The 23,446-nt window shown below is 64.7% G+C and carries 23 protein-coding genes; 4 read left to right on the top strand and 19 right to left on the bottom strand.

What is annotated here, in order from left to right; all coding sequences use genetic code 11:
- The 18 genes from A6745_RS28665 to A6745_RS11365 form a co-directional block, all read right to left on the bottom strand.
- Nucleotides 1-264 carry a hypothetical protein gene (locus tag A6745_RS28665; protein WP_156513360.1) on the bottom strand — a complete coding sequence of 88 codons (264 nt, stop codon included), beginning with the start codon at nucleotides 262-264 and terminating at the stop codon, nucleotides 1-3.
- 296 nt (nucleotides 265-560) lie between these two features.
- Nucleotides 561-1,823, bottom strand: coding sequence for a substrate-binding domain-containing protein (locus tag A6745_RS27865; protein ID WP_082853021.1), 1,263 nt, complete (start codon nucleotides 1,821-1,823; stop codon nucleotides 561-563).
- A gap of 142 nt (nucleotides 1,824-1,965) precedes the next feature.
- A complete protein-coding gene (locus tag A6745_RS11290; protein ID WP_066126903.1) occupies nucleotides 1,966-3,189 on the bottom strand; it encodes a substrate-binding domain-containing protein in 1,224 nt (407 codons plus the stop codon).
- Nucleotides 3,190-3,643: 454 nt separating this feature from the next.
- Nucleotides 3,644-4,852, bottom strand: a complete 1,209-nt coding sequence (locus tag A6745_RS11295) for a substrate-binding domain-containing protein (RefSeq protein WP_066126905.1) — start codon at nucleotides 4,850-4,852, stop codon at nucleotides 3,644-3,646.
- A gap of 249 nt (nucleotides 4,853-5,101) precedes the next feature.
- Nucleotides 5,102-6,310, bottom strand: coding sequence for a type II secretion system inner membrane protein GspF (gene gspF / locus A6745_RS11300; RefSeq protein WP_066126908.1), 1,209 nt, complete (start codon nucleotides 6,308-6,310; stop codon nucleotides 5,102-5,104).
- Between the two features lie 14 nt (nucleotides 6,311-6,324).
- Nucleotides 6,325-7,788: a type II secretion system ATPase GspE gene (gene gspE, locus A6745_RS11305; RefSeq protein ID WP_066126912.1), complete on the bottom strand. Its 1,464-nt coding sequence runs from the start codon at nucleotides 7,786-7,788 to the stop codon at nucleotides 6,325-6,327.
- Nucleotides 7,788-10,607: a type II secretion system secretin GspD gene (gspD, locus tag A6745_RS11310; protein WP_231885974.1), complete on the bottom strand. Its 2,820-nt coding sequence runs from the start codon at nucleotides 10,605-10,607 to the stop codon at nucleotides 7,788-7,790. The genes gspE and gspD overlap by 1 nt, the downstream gene beginning before the upstream one ends.
- A complete protein-coding gene (gene gspM / locus A6745_RS11315) occupies nucleotides 10,604-11,182 on the bottom strand; it encodes a type II secretion system protein GspM (RefSeq protein ID WP_066126915.1) in 579 nt (192 codons plus the stop codon). The genes gspD and gspM overlap by 4 nt, the downstream gene beginning before the upstream one ends.
- Entirely contained in the window at nucleotides 11,179-12,453 is a 1,275-nt protein-coding gene (gspL, locus tag A6745_RS11320; RefSeq protein ID WP_066126917.1) for a type II secretion system protein GspL, read from the bottom strand. Before gspL ends, gspM begins: the two co-directional genes overlap by 4 nt.
- Complete coding sequence (gene gspK / locus A6745_RS11325) at nucleotides 12,450-13,499, bottom strand: type II secretion system minor pseudopilin GspK (protein ID WP_197488138.1); 1,050 nt, start codon at nucleotides 13,497-13,499, stop codon at nucleotides 12,450-12,452. Before gspK ends, gspL begins: the two co-directional genes overlap by 4 nt.
- Complete coding sequence (gspG, locus tag A6745_RS11330) at nucleotides 13,465-13,911, bottom strand: type II secretion system major pseudopilin GspG (protein WP_082853023.1); 447 nt, start codon at nucleotides 13,909-13,911, stop codon at nucleotides 13,465-13,467. The genes gspK and gspG overlap by 35 nt, the downstream gene beginning before the upstream one ends.
- Nucleotides 13,912-14,003: 92 nt before the next feature.
- The gene (locus A6745_RS11335; protein ID WP_066126921.1) at nucleotides 14,004-14,516 is read right to left on the bottom strand and encodes a transposase; all 513 of its coding nucleotides are present in this window, start codon (nucleotides 14,514-14,516) and stop codon (nucleotides 14,004-14,006) included.
- A gap of 117 nt (nucleotides 14,517-14,633) precedes the next feature.
- Entirely contained in the window at nucleotides 14,634-15,248 is a 615-nt protein-coding gene (locus tag A6745_RS11340) for a transposase (protein ID WP_066126923.1), read from the bottom strand.
- 96 nt (nucleotides 15,249-15,344) lie between these two features.
- Nucleotides 15,345-16,337 (bottom strand): FecR family protein, encoded by a 993-nt coding sequence (locus A6745_RS11345; protein WP_066126927.1) that lies wholly within the window; start codon nucleotides 16,335-16,337, stop codon nucleotides 15,345-15,347.
- Nucleotides 16,338-16,487: 150 nt separating this feature from the next.
- Nucleotides 16,488-17,003: an RNA polymerase sigma factor gene (locus A6745_RS11350; RefSeq protein ID WP_066126931.1), complete on the bottom strand. Its 516-nt coding sequence runs from the start codon at nucleotides 17,001-17,003 to the stop codon at nucleotides 16,488-16,490.
- A gap of 30 nt (nucleotides 17,004-17,033) precedes the next feature.
- Complete coding sequence (locus tag A6745_RS11355; RefSeq protein ID WP_231885975.1) at nucleotides 17,034-17,849, bottom strand: TonB family protein; 816 nt, start codon at nucleotides 17,847-17,849, stop codon at nucleotides 17,034-17,036.
- A 134-nt stretch (nucleotides 17,850-17,983) separates the two neighbouring features.
- Nucleotides 17,984-18,562 carry an RNA polymerase sigma factor gene (locus A6745_RS11360; protein ID WP_197488139.1) on the bottom strand — a complete coding sequence of 193 codons (579 nt, stop codon included), beginning with the start codon at nucleotides 18,560-18,562 and terminating at the stop codon, nucleotides 17,984-17,986.
- A gap of 436 nt (nucleotides 18,563-18,998) precedes the next feature.
- Nucleotides 18,999-19,703, bottom strand: coding sequence for a nitroreductase (locus A6745_RS11365; protein WP_066126932.1), 705 nt, complete (start codon nucleotides 19,701-19,703; stop codon nucleotides 18,999-19,001).
- A 246-nt stretch (nucleotides 19,704-19,949) separates the two neighbouring features.
- On the opposite strand from A6745_RS11365, the gene A6745_RS11370 reads away from it, so the two are divergent.
- Entirely contained in the window at nucleotides 19,950-20,717 is a 768-nt protein-coding gene (locus A6745_RS11370) for a GntR family transcriptional regulator (protein WP_066126935.1), read from the top strand.
- Between the two features lie 46 nt (nucleotides 20,718-20,763).
- Here the strand turns inward: A6745_RS11370 and A6745_RS11375 are convergent, their stop codons facing one another.
- On the bottom strand, nucleotides 20,764-21,141 hold the full coding sequence (locus A6745_RS11375) for a DUF427 domain-containing protein (protein WP_066126939.1): 378 nt from the start codon (nucleotides 21,139-21,141) through the stop codon (nucleotides 20,764-20,766).
- 185 nt (nucleotides 21,142-21,326) lie between these two features.
- On the opposite strand from A6745_RS11375, the gene A6745_RS11380 reads away from it, so the two are divergent.
- The 3 genes from A6745_RS11380 to aat all read left to right on the top strand — a co-directional run bounded on the left by A6745_RS11380 (nucleotide 21,327) and on the right by aat (nucleotide 23,361).
- A complete protein-coding gene (locus A6745_RS11380; protein ID WP_066126943.1) occupies nucleotides 21,327-21,917 on the top strand; it encodes a DUF2946 family protein in 591 nt (196 codons plus the stop codon).
- 96 nt (nucleotides 21,918-22,013) lie between these two features.
- Nucleotides 22,014-22,595, top strand: coding sequence for an NUDIX hydrolase (locus A6745_RS11385; protein ID WP_066126945.1), 582 nt, complete (start codon nucleotides 22,014-22,016; stop codon nucleotides 22,593-22,595).
- Between the two features lie 4 nt (nucleotides 22,596-22,599).
- Nucleotides 22,600-23,361, top strand: coding sequence for a leucyl/phenylalanyl-tRNA--protein transferase (gene aat, locus A6745_RS11390; RefSeq protein ID WP_066126946.1), 762 nt, complete (start codon nucleotides 22,600-22,602; stop codon nucleotides 23,359-23,361).
- Nucleotides 23,362-23,446: the final 85 nt, after the last annotated feature.

A 23,446-nucleotide genomic window follows, 5' to 3' on the forward strand; every position in this document is an offset into this window, starting at 1 on the left:
TCAATCAATCCAGAAATTGCTTTTCTGCTGAAGATCCGACAAGGAACAGCAGGCGGCGCTGTGATTCCTATCGGGATGCGTAATGACGGCTTGCCACCCGCCGGACAGGCGGTTGGGCGCAGCGAGGAAAACGGGGGAAGGGGTGATGGAATTCGCCGAGCATTGCCGTATCGCAACACCACGAGACAGAATTCGCATCATTTCCAGCACTTGGGCCAAGACGCTCCAGTTCTTTTCAACTGAATGGTTTAAGGTCTTGGTCATACTGGGAGCGATATGCGACAAACAATAACGCGCCATGATCGCCTGCCGAAATGACAGTTTGTGCGAGAAGAGTGCGGACTTCAGTTACATCGTTTATGCCTAGCCCAGCTTGTCCCAAGGGAAACCCACTTTACGTTAGTGATTTAATGAAACCCGAGCAAGTCAGAGGGATATTGTGCTCAGCCATCAAGTCAATTTTGTTAACCCATAAAAAAGGCGAAGCCCAAAAGGCCTCACCGATACCTCAGCCAGCACCGCCTGGCTCGTGACCAGGCGGGCTGAACTTTCTGTATTTATTACTGCAGCGGCTTACCGATGCCGTTGCAAACCGTGCTGTTGGCGATGTTCATGCCGCGGCCCGACGTGTTGCTCAGGAAGGTCGACTTGACGGCGTTCTTCCACTCGATCGACAGCGGAACGAAGTTGTCGGCGGTGATGGTGGCATCGAAGTCACCGTCATACAGATCGTTCAGGAACGTGGTCATCGTGGCAACGGTGTCGTTGGTGTCGGTGCCGGTAAAGCACTGGCTGACAACCCACGAGGTGAAACCGGCAATGGCGTAGCCGTTGAACGGCACACCGAAGTTGGGCAGCCAAGCCGAGCGGGTGTTGGCGTTGGCATCGTTAGGAACGGGGGCGGCAGCGATAGCCAGTTGCGTGTTAGCTGCTGTGGGCGAGAAGCCCCGCAGTAGAGCGAACTTCGTGGCATCGGCCAGATCGGAGGTCGGGATGACATCCGGACCAACATAACCGATGCGGCCCTGATCGGCAAAAACAGCGTCGCGCATACCTGAGCTGCCCTTTACGCTAATGAAGCGAGCACCTCTGTAGGGTACCGTATCATCATTAAACTGCTGTGCAAAATTCGGCTGATCAACGGTCCACATGCCACCCTTCAAGTTGGACGGGCTGGCTTCCGCAGCGCAAGCCGCGTTCAGAAAGTTGCCCAGCAACGCGCTGGTTCCGCTACCTTCCTCACGGTACAGAACGGTGATTGGCCCAACCCGGTTCGAACCGGCGATTTGGCTCCAGTCAGAGATACGGCCAGAGAAGACACCGCAGAGGTCGCCAAAATCAGGCAGGCTGTTCGACAGAGTGCCACGGAAATTCAGGGCCTGGGCGGTGCCAGCAGTCGTGTTCTTGTTGAATGGAATAGTGACTGAGGTTCCTACAGACGGCATTTGCAGTACCGGACCCCAATTCGCTACAGCAGGTATAGGCGGATAACCGACGGAGGGATTGTGAGCTAGGCTATACGTCAGCTCTTCAATCGGAGTAATTACAACATCGCTAGCGGCGATCACCACACTACGATGCGAGAAATCCTGACTGGGCAGAACGCTAAACAACGAGCCATTGTTAGTCAACACGGCTGTCTTACCCGTAACGCTGTTCTTACCGGTGTACGAGAAGTCGGGCCCGATCGGTAAGATGTCGTTGTAAAGGCCATGGGGCAACGTGGACCCTCCGGTGACAACTTTCTGAGCCATGACAACAGCGGCCTCAGACACCAGAATCAGCCCAAGAGTGAATGCTATAAATCCAGTCTTGAACGACATAAATTATTCTCCTGCTGAATTTGATTTACCAGGCACAAGTGAAAACAAGGCAAGAAGAAAGGCGAAGCCCCAAAAGGCCTCGCCGATACCTCAGCCAGCACCGCCTGGCTCGTGACCAGGCGGGCTGAACTTTCTGTATTTATTACTGCAGCGGCTTACCGATGCCGTTGCAAACCGTGCTGTTGGCGACGTTCATGCCACGGCCCGACGTGTTGCTCAGGAAGGTCGACTTGACGGCGTTCTTCCACTCGGTCGACAGCGGAACGAAGTTGTCGGCGGTGATGGTGGCATCGAAATCACCGTCATACAGGTCGTTCAGGAACGTCGTCATCGTGGCAACGGTGTCGTTGGTGTCGGTGCCGGTGAAGCACTGGCTGACAACCCACGACGTGAAGCCGGCGATGGCGTAGCCGTTGCTCGGCACACCGAAGTTGGGCAGCCAAGCCGAGCGGGTGCCGGCGTTGGCGTTGGTCGGAACCGGAGCCGCGGCGATGGCCAGTTGCGTGTTGGCGATCGTGGGCGAGAAGCCGCGCAGTTGGGCGTACTTGGTGGCGTCAGCCAGGTCGGCGGTCGGGATGACGTCCGGGCCGACATAGCCGATACGACCTTGAGCGGTGAAGACGGCGTCGCGCATACCGGCGCTGCCGGTTACCGACACAAAGTTCGAAGGCACGGTGTTGTTCACGAATTGCTGAGCGAACGTTTGCGTGTCGGTGGTCCACACGCCGCCCTTCAGGTTCGACGTGCTGCCTTCCGCCGCGCAAGCAGCGTTCAGGAAGTTGCCCAGCAGTGCGCTGGTGCCGCTGCCTTCACCGCGGTACAGAACGGTGATCGGGCCCGAGCGGTTCGAACCGGGAATCTGGCTCCAATCGTTGGTAGCGCCGGAGAAGATGGCGCAAACGTCACCCAGATCGGGCACGCTGTTCGACAGCGTGCCGCGGAAGTTCAGAGCTTGAGCGGCGCCGGCGGTCGTGGTCTTGTTGAAGGGGATGGTGACGGAGGTGCCGACGGACGGCATTTGCAGCATCGGGCCCCAGTTGTCAGCGGGCGTAGCGGGGGCGGTGATGTGAGCAGCAGCGTAGTTCGTATCTTCGGTAGACGTGATGACGACGTCGCTGGCAGCCATCGGAACGGTGCGGTTCGTAGCACCGAACGGGGTGCTGTTGTTGTTCAGCACGGCGCTCTTGCCGGTGCCGCTGCCGGTACCGGTGTACGAGAAGTTGGGGCCGACCGGCAGAATGCTGGTGTACAGACCTTGGGGCAGCGTGGCGCCGCCGGTGACAACCTTCTGGGCCATGGCGCCAGCGGCCACGGACATCAGGCCCAGCGCGACGGCGGAGGCCAAAACGGATTTCTTGAACGACATGACTTGATCTCCTGACGGATTGGATAAACCGGATAAAGGTGGAATCGCGATACGGAGGAAAAAAAGAGAATTCGGTTAGTCACACGCCCCTCCACTGCAATCTCGTGCGACAGAGACAGTATCAATTCGCTGTGTGACGGCCAGTCAAATCAAATCGCGGACTTGAGTCATATTCGTATTTTTCTTAATTCCACCATCCAATAGCGCACTTCCGACATTCCAATTCCATTACAAGACAAAAGCAAAAACGCGGACTTGAGTCATATTTGAAGTTTCGCCAATATCCCCAAGAACCTCGGATCATCTGCAACAAAACCGCCATAAAAAAGGCGAGCCATGCTCGCCTCCCCGTACGCCATATATGCGCCATCGCTTATTGCGTAGCAGCGTCCCCCCAGCACCCTGGTCCTGGCAGATGGCTGCATCCATGCCGAGCTGCCACCGTGGCAACCTTCTACAGCAACGGCTTCCCCTGCAAATTACAGATCGACCCGTTCTGAATATTCATGTACCGTCCCGACGCATTATTCAGAAACGTATTGACTGCGGCGATGCGCCATGCCGCCGGCAGAGCAGCCACCCCCGGCAAGGTGCTGCTGGCATAGAGGCCGTTCAAAAACTCCATCATCGTGTTGTAGGTACCATTGGGGTCCGCGCCGATGAAGCACTGGCTGACGACCAATGAAGAGAATCCCACGATGGGATATCCAGACGCGGGATTGCCGAAGTTGGGCATCCAGGCTGCACGGGTAAGCCCGCCGGCACTACCGATCGGCGGCGCCAGCGAAGAAGCGGCGGCAACGATATTCACCGCGGTTGCGGAGGCTCCTGCCACCTGCGCAACCCTGGACGTATCGGATACAAGCGGCCCAAGCGTATCGACACTGGCATAGCCGACCGCACCTTGCGTGCTGACCACTGCCGCGTCCATCGCATCGCTTCCTGCTACGGCCAGGAAGTTTGCGGGTACGGCTCCCCCTGGGAATTGCGCGGCAAAACTCGACTGATCCACGTCGTAGGCACCGCCCGTCAGGTTGATCTCCGTACTGCCTGAACACGCCGCATTGAGGTAGTTGCCCAGCAGGACACTGGTGCCGCTATGGTCAGCGCGATACAACACCGTGATCGGGCCGGTTCGGTTCGATCCCGCGATCTGGGTCCAAGCCGTGATGCGCCCAGAGAAAATCCCGCAAAGGTCCAGGACATCCGGCGCCAGGCTGGTGGCAACTCTACGGAAATTGAGGGCCTCGGGGATGCCCGAGACGTTGGTCTTGTTGAAGGGGATGCCGACGGCCATGACATAGGCAGGCATCTGAAGCACCGGCCCCCATTGATCGGCGGGGGTCGCCGGGCTGGTGATGTGCGCCACGGTATAGGCAGCATCCTCGGCTGGAGTGATCCTCAGATCGCTGGCTGCCATCGGCACGCTACGGCCGGGGTGGCCGAACAAGGCGCCGTTGTTGTTCAGCACGGCGTTCTTGGCGGCGCCGCTACCTGTACCTACATAAGAAAACTGCACACCATCCGCCGGCAGGATGACCTCGTACAGGGCTTGGGGCTCGGTCGCCCCGCCCGTGACGACGCTCTGCGCCCAGGTGGAGACGGGAAGGAATATCAGCCCTGCAAGGGCCATTGCGGACAAAATGGGGCTCGGGAACATCATGATTCGATCTCCTGAAGGAAAAACCCGATGGCGGGGAATCACGACACTAAGCGGGGTCTATTGCGCAACCGCGCAGCTATTCCCGTCTGATCGAGCAGTCAGACCAGTTTCTGACTCGCAGATGACAGATAATCCAATCAAGTTGCGGCCTTCGGTAATGATGGGATTTGGCCCCAGTAAACAGAGTCTGGCGCACCATGACCGATGACCATGACGCATATTCCATAGTGCTCACCGCAGAAACGCGCGCTATTGCACCAACTGATTCATCTCCATGATCGGCATCAGCACCGCCAGCACGATCATCATCACCATCCCGCCCATCACCAGGATCATCAATGGCTCCAGCAGCGCGGTCATCGACATGGCGCGGCGTTCCAGGTCGCTGGACAACGACTTCGCCGCCCGATCCAGCATCGGTGGCAACGCGCCGGTCTTTTCACCGCTGGCGATCAGGTGGGTCAGCAACGGCGGGAATATCTTCTGCACGCGCAACGCGCCGCCCAGCGACACGCCTTCGCGCACCCGCGCGGTGGCGTCATGCACGCACAGCTTCAATCGTTCATTGCCCAGCGTCTGCCGCGCGGCTTCCAGCGCGCGCAACAACGGCACGCCGGCATCCGTGAGAATGGCCAGGGTGGAAGCGAAGCGCGCCGTGTTCACGCCCAGCACGAAGCGCCCCATCAGCGGCAGTTTCAGCACCCGGCTGTGCCACGACAGGCGAGCCGCGGGTGCACGCTGCGAAATGCGCCACCCCCAGAACCCGGCCACCAGCACCAGGGCATTCAACCCGCCCCAAGAGCGCACGTAATCGCTGGCGGCCAGCATGGCCTGCGTCAGGAACGGCAGCTCCTGGCGCGCCTGGGTGAACGCGGTGACCACCTGTGGCACGACATAGCTAAGCAGGAAGATCACGATGCATACGGACACGAAGGCCACGATGACCGGATAAATGAACGCCGCCACGATCTTCGAGCGCAGCGCATTGCGCTCTTCGATGTAGCTGGCCAGGCTTTCCATCACGCGGCCAAGATCGCCGGAGTCTTCCCCCGCGCTGACCAGCGCGCGGTAGATCTCGGGAAAATCGCGCGGACGGGCAGACATGGCGTCGGCCAGGCGCTGGCCGGCGCGCACGTCGGCGCGCACGGCCGACAGCGTCTCGGCGATGTGCTTGCGCTCGGCCTGCTCGATGGTGGCGCTGAGGGCGGCCTCCAGGGGCAGGCTGGCGGCCAGCAGACTGGACAGTTGGCGCGTGGCCCAGGCCAGGTCGGAGTCGGACAGGCGCGGCGCGAATGGCGACACGGCCACGCCGCCCTTGCCCGAGGATTCGGTGACCTGCAGGGCGGTCAGGCCACGCGCGCGCAACTGGTTGCGCGCCGCGCGCGGGCTGTCGGCATCCAGGCGGCCCCGCTCGATCTTTCCCGACATGGCGGCCGCTTCGTACTTGAAACTGGGCATGATACGGACTCCTTCTAGGCGTCGCGCGTGACGCGCAGGATTTCTTCGGGGGAACTGATGCCGGCATCCACCCAGCGCTGGCCGTCTTCGCGCATGGTGCGCATGCCGGCACGGGCGGCCGCAGCGCGCAGGGCCTGCTCACCTAACCCCTCATAGATGCAACGGCGCGCTTCATCGTCGATGACGAACAGCTCGTGGATGCCGGTACGGCCGCTGTAGCCGGTGTTGCTGCAGGCGGGGCAGCCCACCGGGTGGTAGACGATGCGGCCATCGGGCAACGCCTCGGGCTTCTTGCATTGCGGGCACAGGCGGCGCACCAGGCGCTGGCCCAGCACGCCCAGCAGCGACGAGGCCAGCAGGAAGGGTTCGACGCCCATGTCGGTCATGCGGGTAACGGCCGACACGGCATCGTTGGTGTGCAGCGAGGCCAGCACGCCGTGGCCGGTAAGCGAGGACTGCACGGCGATCTGCGCGGTTTCCAGGTCGCGGATCTCACCGATCATGATGGTGTCCGGATCCTGCCGCAGGATGGCGCGCAGCGCAGTGGCGAAGGTCATGCCGATGCGCGCGTTGACCTGGATCTGGCCGATGCCGGGAAAGTCGTACTCGATAGGGTCTTCGGCCGTCAGCACGTTGGTGGTGGAGGTATCGATCTTGCCCAGCGCGGCATACAGCGTGGTGGTCTTGCCGCTTCCGGTGGGGCCGGTGACCAGCACGATGCCGTGCGGCTGGCGGATCAGATCGGCCAGCCTGGCCAACGTGTCGGGCGCCATGCCCAGGCTTTCCAGTTGCAGGCGGCCCGCGTCCTTTTCCAGCAGGCGCAGCACCACGCGCTCGCCGTGGCCCGTGGGCACGGTGGAGACTCGTACGTCGATGGGCCGCCCGCCCACGCGCAGTGTGATGCGGCCGTCCTGCGGCAAGCGCTTCTCGGCGATGTCGAGGTGGCCCATGATCTTGATGCGCGACACCAGCGCGGCGTGCAACGCCTTGCGTGGCGACACCACGTCGCGCAGGGTGCCGTCCACGCGATAGCGCACCACGGAATGCGTTTCGTAGGGCTCGATGTGGATGTCGCTGGCGCCGTCGCGCGCGGCCTGCGTCAGCAGCGCGTTGATCATGCGGATGACCGGCGCGTCGTCCTGCGCATCCAGCAGGTCGGTCACGGCTGGCATGTCCTGCATCAGGCGGTCCAGGTCGACCTCGTTTTCTGCCGCGCCCACGACGGACGCAGCGTCGCCGGTATCGGAGTAGGTGGCGGACAGCAGCGCGTCGAGTTCGGCATCGCCGACCTGCACCAGCGTGATCTCGCCGTAACGGCGACGCACCTCGGTGATGGCCCAGCCTGGCGTGCCCGGCGTGGCGACCAGTTCCAGCCCGCCGGGCACGGCGCGCAGCGCTACGCGCTGGGCCTTCGCCCAGGCGTAGGGCAAGGCGGCATGGGTGGGCGTGGCGGGCGTGTCCAAGGGGCCTCCGGGCATCAGGGAGCGACGACGATCTCGGGCTGGTAGCCCAGTTCGCGCAACACGGCAACCGCATTGTCGACGGCACGGGGATCGCGCGGCACGTCGGCCCGAACGACGTAACCCATGCCGCCGGGCCCGGTCATCATGTAGCTCTTCAGGCCGCTGATGCGCGCGCGCTGCATGATGCGCTGCGCCTCCTGGTCGGTGGTGACGTCGGCGAACTGCAGTACGCTGCGCGTCTCTTCGGTCTGGCCATACATGGCGGCGGGGTCGGTGGATATCGTCAGGCCGGCGGGCAAGTTGGTGCGCACGCGATCGGGGCGGTCCTGCTGATCGGGGTCGGCAGGACGCTGGCGCAGTTCGGAGGACATCTCGACCTCGGGCCCCTCGCGCCGCATCGTGTCGGCCTGGGCCCGAGGACGCAGGTCGTAGGGAGTCTCGTCGGTGGTGCTCACGCCGGACGGCGGCAGGATGGGCGCGCCCATGTCGGGCAGCACCAGGTGGCTGCCGGGCTGCGACACACCCTGAGCGCGGCGCATGAAGTCGTAGCGCGTCTGCGTCAGGCCGCGGCTGTCGCGGGCGTCGCGCACGACGTAGGGCCGCAGGAACACCATCAGGTTGGTCTTGGCGCGCTGGCGGGTGTCGTAGCGGAACAGCGCCCCCAGCACGGGAATGCTGCCCAGCACCGGCACGGCTTCGCGGCCAGTGGTGACGGTGTCTTCCAGCAGGCCGCCCAGCACCATGATCTGGCCGTCTTCCAGCAGCACGCTGGTGTCCAGCGCGCGCTTGTTGGTGACGATGCCGGCGGAAGATGACAAGGCTTCGTCGATGCTGGACACTTCCTGGTAGATGTCCAGCTTGACGGTGCCGCCTTCGGAAATCTGCGGCCGCACGTTCAGCTTCAGGCCCACGTCTTCTCGCTCGACGGTCTGGAAGGGATTGTCGCTGCCACTGCCCGAGGTGACGTACTGGCCGCTGACGAAAGGCACCGTCTTGCCCACCATGATGGAGGCGGGTTCGTTATCCAGCGTCAGCAGGTTGGGCGTGGACAGGATGTTGGTGCCGCCCTGGGTCTGCAGCGCGGTGGCCAGCATCTTCAGGTTGATGATCTCGCCGATGCCGGGCAACGACACGTTGCCGTTGATCACGCCGATATTCAGCCCGCCGGGCAGCGCGTCGATGGTGGTGCCCGCGTTGGCGTTCAGCCCTGGCGCGCTGGGAAAGCGGGTGCCGCCGAAGACCCGCGTGGGATTGCCGGCCATCCACTGGATGCCCAACTGCGCGGCGTTGGTCTCGGTGACTTCGACGATGAGGCTTTCGATCAGCACCTGGGCGCGCCGCTGGTCCAGCAGGTCGATGACCTTGCGCAGACTGCGGTACATGGGCTCGGGCGCCGAGATGATCAGCGTGTTGGTGGAGGCATCGGCCTGCACGGTGGTGCCATTGGCGGAGAACGCCATCGATTGCTGGCTGTCCATGGTGCTGCCCGAGGCGCCGCCCGCGGCGCCACTCGCGCCGCCATTCAGCGAACTGCGCATCGATCCCGATGCGCCCAGGCCGGACGGGCCGCTGGTGGACTGGCCTTGCGAACCATAGGAACCACTGCCCGACGTGCGGGTGCCGCCACTCAGGCCGCCCCCCCCGCCGGAACTGGCGGTGCCCAGCGACGCGCGCACCGGATCCAGGGCGCCGCTGGTGGCGTCGGTTTCGCCGGTCAGCAAGCCGCGCAGCACGCGGGCCAGGTGCATGGACTGCGCATTGCGCAGGTACACCACATGCAGGTTGCCCGGGTCTTCCTGCGATTCGTCCAGCTTGGCGATCAGTTCGCGCGCCAGCCGGGTACGCGCGGGACTGCTGGCGCGCACCACGATGCTGTTGGCGCGCGGATCGGCCACCACGACGATGCGCTGGGCCGGGTCCTTGCTTTGCGTGTCCAGCAGTTGCTGCGCCATGGCGGCGACGTCGACGGCGATGCCGTTGCGCATCTTGACCACGTCGGTATCCAGCGAGGTGGGCGTATCGACGTTGGCGATGATCTTGGCGATGCGGTCGAGGTTGTCCGCGTAGTCGGTGATGACCAGCGTGTTGTTGCCCGGATACGCCGTGATGGGATTGTTCGGCGCGATCATCGGGCGCAGCACGGGTACCAGGTCGGCCGCGGTCTCGTAGTTCAGGCGGAAGGTGCGCGTGACGATGCCGCCGCCGGGCTGGCCGCTGCCGGCCACGGCGCCGCCCTGCAGCTTGGCGTCAGCCTCGGGCACCACACGGCTGACTCCGTTGACGTCGACCACCGTGAAACCCTGCATGCGCAGCGCGCCCAGCAGCATGCTGTAGGCGGTGTCGGACGGCACGGGCTGTTCGGAAACCAGCGTGAGTTTGCCCTTGACGCGCGGATCGACCAGGAAGTTGCGCTGCGTGAAGCGCGCGAGCACGCGCAAGACGGCGGGAATGTCGGTGTCGACGAAGTTGAGCGAGACCACGTCGTTGCGGTTCGAGGGCGCCGGCCGGGGCGGCGTGGCGGGCACGGCCGGCGACACGGCGACAGGCGGCAACGCCGGCGCGGTGCGTGTGGCGGCCGCGCGGCGGGCAGGCGCCGGCGGCGCAAGCGGTGGGGGGGCGTCGGCCAATGGCGCGGCCCGGCGCGTGTTGCGGGAAGGCGTGGACGGCACGGAAACGGCCTGTGCCACGGGCGTGCCCTTCAGGTCGTCATCGGCGGAGGTTCGATCAGCGGCGGGAAGGCGCGCGGAAGGGGCCGCATAGGGATCCGGCGCGGCACAGCCTGCAACCAGACATGCAAGTACCGGCCCCATGAGGTACCGATGGCGCTGCTTCATGGCAAATCCTTCGCGTCGGAATCAGGAACAAGGCGCACCGAGCCCGACAGCGCCGCGGCGGACGCATCGTGCGCGGCGGTATCGGTACGCCGCAGGGAGACTTCCGCCAGCCGCAGATGCAACTGTGCGGGCTGCGTCAGCAACCACGGAATCAGGGTGGCGGGCGGCACCCCGTTGAACGCCACGCGCCAGCCGGCCGCGCCATCGGCTGTCAACTGATAGGCGCCGCCCAATTGAGCGGCCTCGAGCTGGCGGGTCAGCGCCGCTTGATAGGCCTGGGTATCGGCGGGCGTGGCGCGCGGCGCCGGCACCTCGCTCAGGACGGCTTCGACCGCTGCGGATTGGGAACGCAATCGCGGCAACTCGCCTTGCCAGCGATCGATGGATTTCAGCGCGGGCTCGATGGCCGCCAGCCAGCACAGCGCCCCGATCACCACGGCGCCGCACAGCACGACCAGGCGCTTTTCGCGGGTAGCCAGCCCCGCCCAGGCGGTCTCGGCGCGCTCGATGGACGTGCGCAGGGATCGCTGCAGGCCGGGAGGCAGCGCCACCCGCTTGCGTCGCGGCGCTTTCATGAACGGTCCCCGGCAGTGGCGGTGCCGGCCGTGGCGGGACCGGTGGGCGGTTTGATGGCGCCGTCCTGCGCCGTGGCGCGCCGGATGCGCCAGTTCCCAGAGGGTTCGCCGGACTCGACGGTCAGCCCGGCCTTGCGGGCCTCCTGCACCCAGGCAGGTTCGGATTGCCCAGCCGGCGCGCCGGCTGCACGGGTCTGCAGGGTAAGTTCGCCGGGAACGTAGCGCAGTTCACGGACCTCGCCCGAAGAAAACGGCAGCGTTTGCGCGGACAGGCGCAGCAGCGCGGCGAACTCGCCCGCTGCGCCCTGCTCTTGCGCGGCAATGCGCGCGTCGCGCTGCTGGCGAGACTGCTGCAAGGGATTCAGCACGGTGGGCAGTTCGGGAAATACCGTGCGCACGCGCTGCGACATATGCTGCTGCAACGCCGCGCCCTCGTTGGCCAGGCGGCCCGCGTAGAGATTGAGGCCCAGCATCCACAACACCGCTGCGCCGGCCACCCAGGCCAGTGGCTCTCGCCAGTCCTGCGAATGGACAGACTTGTCAGCAGAGGGGTTCAGCGACCAGCCCGGCAACGCTCCCGCCCAACGCTGCGAAGGCGGCGCCAGGGTGCACGGCGCGGGGGACACCAGCGGCCACCATGCGGGGCAAGCGCCGATCCAGGCGACGGCGCCAGGCGCGGCCTGCTGCACTTCAGCCGCGATGAACGTCAGTTCCGCGGGCTGCTGCCCGGTGGTCATATCGACGTCCGCAGGCAACGGATACACCATCGCGCCATCCGTCCCCGTGCGAACGAGCAGGCTGTCGCCGGTCAGCGTGGCCGTCCACCCAGTTTCGGACACCGGTAGGAAAAATGGCGCGGGATAGCACCCCGCGACCTTGAGCTTGCAATCCGCAATGCGCTTCATGGCCTGCTCGAGCGCTTCGCGCTCGACCCATGCCAGCATGGCTTCGCCATTGTCGCCGCGCGGACCGTGCGCCAGCACCACGCTGGACAGATCGCCCAGCACCAGCGGCTCGGCCGCCGTGGTGATGGCGGCGTCCAGGCGCGCGCCGGACAGCGGAGGTACCGGCACGCTGGCCAACGCCACATCGGACGGGTGCAAAAGGAAATGCACGGGCTGGCCGGGCCAGCGCGCGGCGATATCGCGCAGCGGCAGTTCGCCCTCGAACTGCACCTCTCCATGACGCGTGACGTGCGCACAGGACACTACGGTGTCGGGCCGCATCGCATGCAGGGCCGGCAAGGCCACGCGCAATGACAGCTTCTTCACCCTGCCTCCCGCGACCAGAAGACACGCACCTCGTTGCGCTCGCTACGTTGCAACAGCGCCTGCGTGACAGTGGTGGACCGATCGGTGAACACAGCCCCCGTCAGCAGGAACCAGTTGCTGCCGATGCCGATGCGCACCTTCTGCGCGTCGAGATCGGGCATTCGAAGGCGATTGACGAAATCGCCGCGATTGATGAACCACTGGCCCTGGTCGCGCTCTGCCAGCACGGCCTTGGCCTGATCCATCGACAGGCCGGGCACCCAGGCCGCGATGACTTCGGGGCGAGCGGTGTTGGCGTTGATCCAGGTGCCGACGGGCAATACGGTGGCCACGGGACGCAGGCGGGCCAGCACGTCGTCGGTGACGCCCTTGACGGGGCGCAGATCGTCGAGCGTACGGATCATGGGCGCGCGGGCCATCTGCACGACCGGTGCGGCCTCGGGCGCGCCGGCGTCGGGAGCGCCGGCCTGCGCATCGCCCGCCTGCGCGCTGCCGGCATCGGCCGAGCGCGGCTGCGCGATCAGCACGCGCTGCACGATGCGGTCGGCCACCTCGGCGGGCACGCCGACCAGGGAGCATAGACGGCGGAATACCGCGGACTCGTTGGGATCGATACCGCTGCCGCTGACCACGTTACGCAGGTTGAACTTGCCCTGCTCATCGGTGATGCGGCCGGAAAACGATGCATACAGGCGATCATCCTCGTCGCCGAAGCGGGTATTGCGCACGGGCTGGGCCCAGTCGGCGGCAAGCTGCACCACCGGCGTGCGCTTGCCTTCTTCGCGCAGCATGGCCGACGCCCAGTCGATGCCGGACTGCATCAGCATGCGAACCTGGATGCCAGTCTGGTCGCTTTGCAGTGTGCGGATGAAGGCGCTCTGACGCGCCATGAGGGATGCCGCCAGGATCGTGACCAAAGCCACGATGAACAGCGCGCCGATGATGGCGGAACCGCGTTGGGCGGCACGATGCTGGCGCGAGCGCACGCCGGCGGCGTGGCCCGCGGCGGCATCAAAGCTGCCAGGAACCGATGTCAGCGTCTGCATTTTCGCCGCCCGCCTGGCCATCCGCCCCAGTAGAGAAGACATCGATCTCGCCGTTGGCGCCGGGGTTCAGGTACTGATAGGGGTGGCCCCAGGGATCGTTGGGCAGGCGGTCCAGGTAGACCCGTGCATTCTTGCCTTGCTCGCCCTTGCCGGTTAGCACGGCCAGGCCCTGCTGTGTCGTGGGATACCGACCGTTGTCCAGACGATAAAGCTTCAGGGCCTGCATCAGCGCACTGATGTCCTGGCGCGCGGCGACCGCGCGCGCCTGGTCGGGCCGATCGAGCACCCGAGGCACCACGAGCGCGGCCAGAATGCCCATGATGACCACCACCACCATGATCTCGATGAGAGTGAAGCCACGCTGTCGGCGCCGCGAGGCGGTTGGACCATGCTGAGGCCGGACGGAAGGCATGACTACGACTCCTCGCTCACTGATGATCGGGTGCCCATCTTTTCAGGCACAGATGTCACCGTTGCGGATAATGTTGTGGACTTGGTTTACATCTAGTGGCTGACCGCGCCGAACGGAATACCCGCCAGCAGATGCTCGATCGCTGAAGCGAGCAAGGGATTCAGCCTGATCAGGCATGCCGCGTCGACAGCCTCGTCGGCGCGCTCGCCTTCGTGCGGCAGGCCCACGAACCAGCGGCACAGCATGTCGTAGGTGAGCAGTTCGCGCAGATAGTTGTCGCTGTCCACGCCGTACGCCTGCCGCAGCACGATGACACGCAACAGGATGTCGGCGGCCAGGCTGCTGTCGCAGGCGTCGGCCACATTGGCCAGCAGGCCGGGAGCGCGCCGCAGCTCGGCATCGACTCGTTCGCGCAGCACGTGCAGCGGATGTTGTTCGGGGACCAGGTTGGCCCAGGGGTTGGGGTGTTCCCAGATGAGGTCCGGGACGATCCAGACCCATGGCGCGCCACGCCGCGATACGGCGACCGGTTGGCGCTGGGCGTGCGCCATGACCTTGCCGAGATGACGGTCCAGTTCCTTCATGCCCACCTTGGCTACTTGCATCGTTACACGCTCCTTTTGGGTGAGTGCTTACCGACGTATGCCGAGCGGTTACCCGCTCATGGCCTGAGCTTTATGACGAGATTCGTTAACGAAAACCGCACAACGAAACGCAGGTTTTCAGGATGGTTCTTTTGAATCGTCCGTTTTGGACTTGAGAATGGAACCAGGCATGTCGCGCCATTTGCGCAGCAGCGCCAGGTCGACCGGAATTCCCGCGTGATCGGCGATCTCGGCCAATGGAGCATTGGCCAACATGCGCTCCAGCAGGGCGAGCACGCCCTCGCTTTGCCGCAGCGCGGCAAGGTCCTGAATGAAGGGATCAGGATCGGGATAATCGGCATCGAGGCCGACGAAGCGCCGGAACAGCAGGTTGTAGCCGATGCGCTCGTGCAGCATCGCCGCGTCTTCGATGCCATAGAGGACCTGCAGCACCATCGCGCGCATCAGGTAATTGGGCAGCATGTTCACATTACCCGACGCCGCCGCCCGCTTGAGGAACGTGGCATGACGATACAACACCTCGTCGATATGGTCGCGCAGCTTGAGCAACGGATGGTGATCGGGCACCGAACCGGTCAAACCGATGCGTTTCATCCACATGCCATGCGAGACGATCCACACCCAAGGCGCTCCGTATCGGGAAATGGATACGGGATACTGCCAAGCGGATTTGGCCAGTTCGCCCAGGCGCTTCTTGAGACTGGTGGATCCCAGGTTGGTCTTGCGCGTCACGAATCTGCCTTCATGAAACCGGACCGCCGCACCCTTTGTGGGCGGTAACGTCCTATGACGAGATTCGAAAGCGAAATCCGTACAGTGAAATGAAGATCACGTAAAAAGTAATATGTTGCCCGGCAGCGTACGGGCCTTTACGTGAAACGCTTGACGGATTTGTGTCAGGACCAATTCGAGATTATCTACGCTGAAACGCCCGCTTAGGGGCAAACGCGCCTTTTCGTCATTCATCAAAATGACGCGGCCCGGACGATAGCGATTGATTTCGTCCACGACTTCGCTCAGCGGTGTCTGCCGGAAAACCAATATGCCGTTGCGCCAGGCTTGCGCGCTGGCGCCATCGACGGCAACGGCCACACCCATGCGCTGATCGTCGTACACCACCTGCTGGTTGGCCTGCAGCATCAGGCTGCCTCCTGCGGACTCGACCCGGACCTGACCCGACAGGCACGTCACGCAAACCGATCCGCCAGTGTTGCGGACCTCGAACTGGACGCCAGCATTCTGTGCCAGGGTTCGGCCGTTGCCGGCAACCACCATGAAACTGCGATCGGTACGCGCCACGTCGAAAGCCGCCTCGCCACCCACCAGATCGATGCCGCTGGCCGTGCCGGCATCGGAGCGCAAGGCGATACGCGTCTGCGTGTTGAGCGTCACCCGCACGTTGTCGCTGAGGACGACGTCGCGGCGTTCGCCGGTACCGGTGTGATAGTCGGCGCGCATGTCCTCCCATGACGGCCACAATCCCAGCGGCGGGTGCACCACGGCGACCCCGGCGGCCGCCACGGCAGTGGCGAATGCTCCTCCCAGCATGGCGCGGCGCTGGGGGTTGGGCGCGCGCGAGGCAACGCGGCGCGCGGGCAGAGGCCGGCGGTCGGCGACCAGCACGCCGGCCTTGCCGACCTTGTGCCAGACTTCCTGTGCATGCCGGAACGCGACGGCGTGCGCTTCGCTCTGACTACGCCAGTGCTGCAACGCCTGCGCATCGGCCTGCGTCGCCTTGCCCGACGTCAACCGCCGGACCCAGGCGTGCGCCTCGCGCTCGAGCGGATCGAGTGCGGGTGCGCGATTGCCGAATAACCTCATGATTCGTAAGCTCTATCGTGGGCAAGCCCCCGCTTGCCAGGATTGTGAAAGGGATTTCTCCGATACCCCACAACATCACTCGGAATTGCGAGTCAATGTAGGCGGCTTAGTGTAGGACGAGTCTGAGACCCAAAAGCCGCACGGCCGTTACTATTTTTTTAGATTGGCGGCGCAGTACTCGTGGGCTTTCTTCAACTCCCGTTCGACAAGGCGCAACGAAATGCCCAGGCGCTCGGCGATTTCGTACTGGGGCGTACCGTCCAGGCGAGCCGCCAGCAGGATCTGCCGGCGGCGTTCCGGCATGCCATCCATGACGCGGGCAAGGTCCTCGCACTCGGAGCGGGCCTGGGCAATCTCCGCCGGGCCCGGAGCAGGTTCCGGGATTTCGAGCAAGGCGTCGATTTCCCCCAGGCTCATCACCCGGCTGTGGGCACGCTGGTGATCGATGGCCAGGTTGGAAGCCATGCGCAGGATGTAGGCGCCAGGGCTTTGCACCGGCCCCAGGCTGGCCTCGGCATCGTCCCGGCAATGCAGGCGCATCCAGGTGTCCTGCAGGGCGTCGCCCGCCAGGTCGGAGTTCCCCAGCCTGCGGGTCAACTGACCCTTCAGTTCATCGTATCGGGTGAGCAGGAAATTTTTCAGCGTGGTCAGGCTGCTGACGCTCATGGGGTACTCCGGGCGCGAACACCGCAATCATCAATGCACATGGCAATCCACCGAGGTAGCGGCCGAGCGCGGCAGGATGATCATGGTGAAAGGCTGGGCCAGTCCTGGGGGGGGACGCTCGACGGCGGCACCGCGCATTGCCCTGAGGATGGCCTGGTCACGGGCGATGTCACCGGTGGTGTCCAGCAGATGCACCTGGGACACCCGGCCGGTCGGATCGACCCAGAACTGCAGGGCAGCCCGGAAATCGCCGGGCGCGGTCAGGCTGTCGCCGCACAGCACATCGCGCAGGCCTGACTGCACCGACCCGTAATAGGTGCGCGACGCCGGGGACGCCTGAGCGCCGTCGCCGGCGGGCCGGCGCGGGGAAAGTCTGGATTCGGCCTGCATGAGAATGAATGCCTCGGCGGTGGTGTGACTGACAGCCAAGCCCGTGCCCGCGAGCAGCAACGACAACGCGGCTTCGGGGGTATAGCTGCCTTGCACGGACTGCGAGGTGCGTCCGAGAACCAGGGTTCCGAGATACACCACTGAACGGCCCGTGGCAATGCTGTATTGCTCGATTGCCGATTGCAAGGGCTGGGCAGGAATGTCGAACTCGACGACCATGCCTGCCGCGGCGATGGCCATGTTGGTAGACCCCGAGTCCGCCGCCTTTGCAAGTGCCGGCAGCATGCCGCAAGCCCCCCCCACCACGAACGTCGCCAGTAAAAACCGAATCACGTCCGATCCGTTGAACTCATGAGCAGGAAGAGGATGGGCAAGGCTGCCGATTCCGCAGCAACCGATTTGCCAGGAGCGATACCATGCCTTGCCCGGCAAACAAATCGACAGCGGAAACTGCACTGAACTTGCACTGAACTGTGTGAGAAGGGAGCCTACTGACGGGTTATTTCGCCAACATGACAGACCGGCGACACCCAGTTGGAGAGAAAAGCATCCCTGAATGGGGAGACTTTTCCGTTAGAGGGCATTCAACATCAAAATGCGGGGCACAACTGCTTGGAATCGCGTACGACCTTGGTGACCAGCGCCAGCGTCACTCCGTGACGAGCCGCCACTTCCCGGCGCGACAGATTCTCGACACAGACACCGATGAATATGGCCTGGCGCCTCGGCGGCAATAATTCGACAGCCTGGATCAGCCGCCGGACTTCGGAGCGGGCCTCGGCGATTTTCTCGGGCCCCGGGGCGGCATCCGCCAGACCGTCGAGCAGAATGTCGTCGAATCCCATACCTTGGTGGACGCGCTCAGAACGGGCCAGATCGATGGCCCGGTTACAGGCCATGCGATAAATATAGGCTTCGGCGCTGAGGATGGGCTCGGATCCGCAGCCCTTATCCGCCAGGCGCACCCAGATATCGTGAAGGCTGTCGGCGGCCAACTGCGCGCAACCCGCATATTGGGTGATGCGGCGCAAGAGCGTGCCGTAGTTGGCCACGATGAAATCACGCAACCCCCTCGCGGCATCGGGCGGCTCCGATACCGGAGGAAAGGTCATAGGGCTGTCGTACGAATCGCCATGGCAATCGTGTCCGACCACTTTCTTGTAACGCATGACTGTTTTCACGGGCATGGCAACCTGGTAACCGCGTATGGAGCTGCCCGGCGGAAAAGTGGACGGATTCCACGGATTTGGGAAACATGTCGCGTGGAAGCGAAAACACACTGTTCTGCGGCAGTCTGCGGCAGGGCCGCTTCGCGCAAGATGAGAGTTCATCCCTTGACGAGTCTCGCCGGCAAATCCCGAACAGTTCACGCGGGACACGTTTGTTACCGAAAGAAACCAACAATTTCGTCATTGTGACGGTTGAAATCTATCAATCGGCAACTGAAATCCGCGATATCACCCTCGCCTCGCCACCGGGTGACGGAAGTACCGGTACAGGTAGTTTTTCAGTGAAAACCCCTATACGCATGATTGCCAGACGACAAAGGGGCGACATCATCGCCCCCCGGATGCACGCCGTGCGGGTTACGCCCGCCCCGATCCTTCACGATACGAAGGAAGTAAATCCCCTGACCGGTTCCCGTTCGCTGTACAGCGTGTTCTCGACCGCATCCGGATCCGCATACCCCAGCGCCATCCCGCACACCAGCATCTCCTCTTCGGGAAATTCCAGCTCGCGCGCCACCACCGTGTGATACGGCACGAAGGCCGCCTGGGGGCATGTGTCCAGTCCATACGCCCGCGCCGCCAGCATCACCGATTGCAGGAACATCCCATAATCCAGCCAGCTGCCCTGCTGCATGATGCGGTTGATGGTGAACATCAACCCGACCGGCGCATCGAAGAACGCGTAGTTGCGCGCGTGCTGGGCGTGCATGCCCGCCTTGTCCTCTCGGGTCAGGCCCAACAGGCCGTAGAGATCCCAGCCCACCTTGCGCCGCCGGTCCTGGAACGGCGCGATCCACTGCCGGGGGTAATAGAGGTACTCGGCGTTGTACGCGCTCTGGTCGGGGTCGTCGTAGGCCTGGCGCAGCGCGGCGCCCAGGCGCTCGCGCGCCGCGCCGGTGATCACGTAGACCTTCCACGGCTGGGCGTTGTTGCCCGAGGGCGCGCGGCTGGCCAGTTCCAGCACGCGTTCGATCAGGGGCTGGGGCACCGGGTCCGGCAGAAAGGCGCGTATCGAACGCCGGGTACGCATGGCCTCTGCCAATGACAGCGGCGGGGAATCGAAACGCGTTGAGGAATCCATGGTCTACCTCTGTAGGTTGCGCAGTTTTGCCGCGCGCGAAGGGGATGCCGATGCGAAAGCCAGCGCAGGCAAACCCCAGTGAAAAGCGCGCAAAGTCCTCGCGGGCTCCGGCTTCCGCTTGAAGGCATGCCCCCTCGCATCCGGCCGTGCCTAAGGCAAAAAAGAATATGCCCCGCGCCCAATCCTGTATACCATCGCGGGCTGGTTACAATTTTCGATCTTCTTGTTCGGCTGTATTCAATGACTATGAAGAGCGTAGACCCCGCTTTACCCGTGCCGCTGTATCACCAGCTGTTCCTCAATCTGCGCGAGGCGATTTTCCGGGGCGATTTCCAACCGGGCAGCATGCTGCCCAGCGAAGCCGAACTGGAAAAACAGTTTGGAATCTCCCGCATCACCGTGCGCCGCGCCATCGACGAGCTGGCCTCGCGCGCGCTGGTGCGCCGCGAGAAGGGCCGCGGCACCCGTGTGCTGGAACACCCTCCCCCCCAGACCGGCATCATCGGCAGCATCGAGACCATGGTGGACAGCAGCCTGGCCATGGGCATGCAGACCGAAGTGCAGTTGCTGGAATTCGAGTACGTGCCCGCGCCGGAAGCAGCGGCCCGCGCGCTCGGCCTGGAACGCGGCGCCCCCGTCCAGCACGCCATCAGGGTGCGCAAGCTGGAGGCCACGCCGTTCTCGTACCTGGAAACCTACGTGCCGGAAACGGTTGGGCGGCGCTACGGCCGGCACGACATCACCGCCCAGCCCCTGGTCGCCCTGCTGGAAGAGGCTGGCATCACCATCAGCCGGGCCGAGCAGACCATCTCGGCCGAATCCGCCACGCCCGAACTGGGCCGCGCCCTGCACCTGGCGCCCGGGGCGCCGCTGCTGAAGGTCGAACGGACGGTGTACGCGCAGGGCGAGCTGCCGGTGGAGTACATCACCGCCTGGTATCACCCGCAGCGGTACAAATACCGCATGGCGCTGGAGCGCCAGAATATCCAGGGCAGCTGGAAGCGGGCGCAATGAGCACCGCTGGCGTCCGGCGCGATGGGCAGCGGCGCCGCCCTCGGCCTCAGGCGATCTCCTCGATCGCGTCGACGCGGTCGGGATAGAACGCCAGATGGCCTGCGATCCGCGCCACGGCCGGATGAGGCGCCTCGTAGGACCAGGCCGCATTCTCGGCGCGCGCGCCCCCCGCCGGCACACTGTAATAGGCGGCTTCGCCCTTGTATGGGCAATAAGACCCGTGCGCGGTGCGCTGCAACTGCGCCATGTCCACGTCCTCGCGTGGAATGTAGTGCACGGGCGGATACGTGGCCTCGCGCAAGGTCAGCGCATGCTGTGTATCGGCGAGGGTGCGGCCGCCCAGCGTGACCACCACGCGGGCAGTATTGGGCGTGATGCCGATGGGATGATCGGCGCCGGGAATCTTGACGGGTTTGTCGGACATGGCTGGGCCCCTGGGAGTCGGTTGCGGCCGCGCCGCCGAAAGGGATCCGCGGCGCGTTGTCCGCTACAGCTTACCGCCTGCGCGAGGCCCCCTCGCCTGCGCAGTTGTGAGCGTCGGTGTCCCGCCCCGATGGCTTCCTATAATGGACGGATGCCCTCCTCCCTGCGCTACGCCTAGGCTGACCCATGGACCAGTCCGTCAAAGACGCAATCGCCCGCTGGCCCGACGTGCCCGCCGTCCACGGCTGGCTGTCGCTGGACGAACGCGGCCGCTGGCGCCTGCACCCCCACGGCGATGCCGCCTCGGGCGGGCCGGGCGAGGCCATCACCAACGAACAGATCCTGGCCTTCATGGGCCGCAACTACGCGGGCGACGCGCGGGGCCGCTGGTACTTCCAGAATGGTCCGCAACGCGTCTACGTCCGCCTGGACGCCGCGCCCTACATCCTGCGCCTGGCCGATACCGGCGCCGGCCTGCGGACGCATACGGGGCGGGATGCGGGCGAGATCGGCGGCTGGTGGCTGGACGACACGGGCCGGCTGTATGCCGCCACCGAAGCAGGCCCCGGCATGATCGAGGACCGCGACCTGGGCCCGCTGTTGGCCCACTTGAGAACCGACACAGGCCTGCCGCTGCTGGACGCGCTGGAGGATCTGGAACCCGACGGCACGCTGCAGGTGTGCCTGCCGGGCCAGGCGGCCTGCAGGCCGTTGCGCCAGGCCGCGCGGGCCGCCATCCCCACGCGCCTGGCCTTCGACGCCATGCCGACGCCCTGACGAGACCCGCGAACATGCCGTTGCGACATATCGACCTATCCGCAATCCCGCTGGCATGCCTGCGCCCAGGCCGCCGCTGCCGGTAGAATCGCCGTCATGAGCGCCCCACAGCCCCCCAGCTATTTCCCGGCCCCGCGCCGCTCCCACTTCTGCAGCCAATGCGGCTCGCCGGTCGACCGGCGCGTGCCGGACGGCGACAACCGCGAACGCGACATCTGTGATCACTGCGGGGCGATCCACTACCAGAACCCCCGCATGGTGGTCGGCACGGTGCCGACCTGGCAAGGCCGCATCCTGCTGTGCCGGCGCGCCATCGAACCGCGCTACGACACCTGGACCCTGCCCGCGGGCTTCATGGAACTGGGCGAAAGCACGGCCCAGGGCGCCGAACGCGAAACCCTGGAAGAATCCGGCGCGCGCATCACGCTGGGGCAACTTTATACGGTGATCGACGTGCCGCAGGTCGAACAGGTGCACTTCTTCTATCTGGCCGACGCGGTCGGCCCGGAACTGGATCCCGGCCCGGAAAGCCTGGAGGCGCGCTACTTCGACGAGGCCGAGATTCCGTGGGACGAACTGTCGTTCCGCACGGTGGCCACCACACTGCAGCGCTACCTGGAAGACCGCAAGCGTGGGACCTTCCCCACGCAGCACTACGTGCTGGATTCGCGCCGCTGACACCTTGAAGCTGCCCTGGCTAGAACCCGACACGCCGCTGCCGCCCCCGGAGCTGGCGCTGAAAGACCCGCCCGGCCTGCTGGCGGCCGGCGCAGACCTGTCCACCGCCCGGCTGAACGAGGCCTACCGCAACGGCATCTTTCCGTGGTTTTCCGAAGGCGAACCCGTGCTGTGGTGGAGCACCGACCCGCGCATGGTGCTGGCCTGCGACGACTTCGCGCCGTCGCACTCGCTGCGCAAGCGGTTGCGCCGCATCGCCGCCGACGCGCAGCGGCCCTGGCCCTCGGTTCAGGTGCGGGTGGATACGTGCTTTGCCGAGGTGCTGCGGCAATGCGCCGCGCCGCGTGGCGGCCAGGCCGGCACATGGATCCTCGAACCCATGCAGCAGGTCTACCGGCAATGGCACGCCGAAGGCAGCGCGCACAGCATCGAGACCTGGATCGACGGAGAACTGGCGGGCGGCCTGTACGGCATCAGCCTGGGCCGCATGTTCTTCGGCGAATCGATGTTCGCGCGGGCCACCGACGCCTCGAAGATCGCGCTGGCCTATCTGGTTCGATTCCTGAGGCGGCACGGCGTGGCCTGGATCGATTGCCAGCAGGAAACCCGCCACCTGGCCAGCCTGGGCGCCCGTCCCGTGGACCGCGCCGACTTCCTGGCCCACGTGCGCCGGGCGGTGGACGCCCCCGGCCTGCCCTGGCGCCCCGGCGTGCTGGACGCCGAAGGACAACTGTTGCCATTGCCACGCGCGAGCCTGTTGCCCTGACCATGGCGCGCCAGATCGGTGATAATGGATCTTACCGTTTCGGAATTGCGAATCCGCTGCACGCGTCGCCGCGCGCCCCTAGTCC

Origin of the sequence: Bordetella ansorpii, assembly GCF_900078705.1 — a bacterium.
Taxonomy (GTDB): Bacteria; Pseudomonadota; Gammaproteobacteria; order Burkholderiales; family Burkholderiaceae_B; genus Bordetella; species Bordetella ansorpii_A.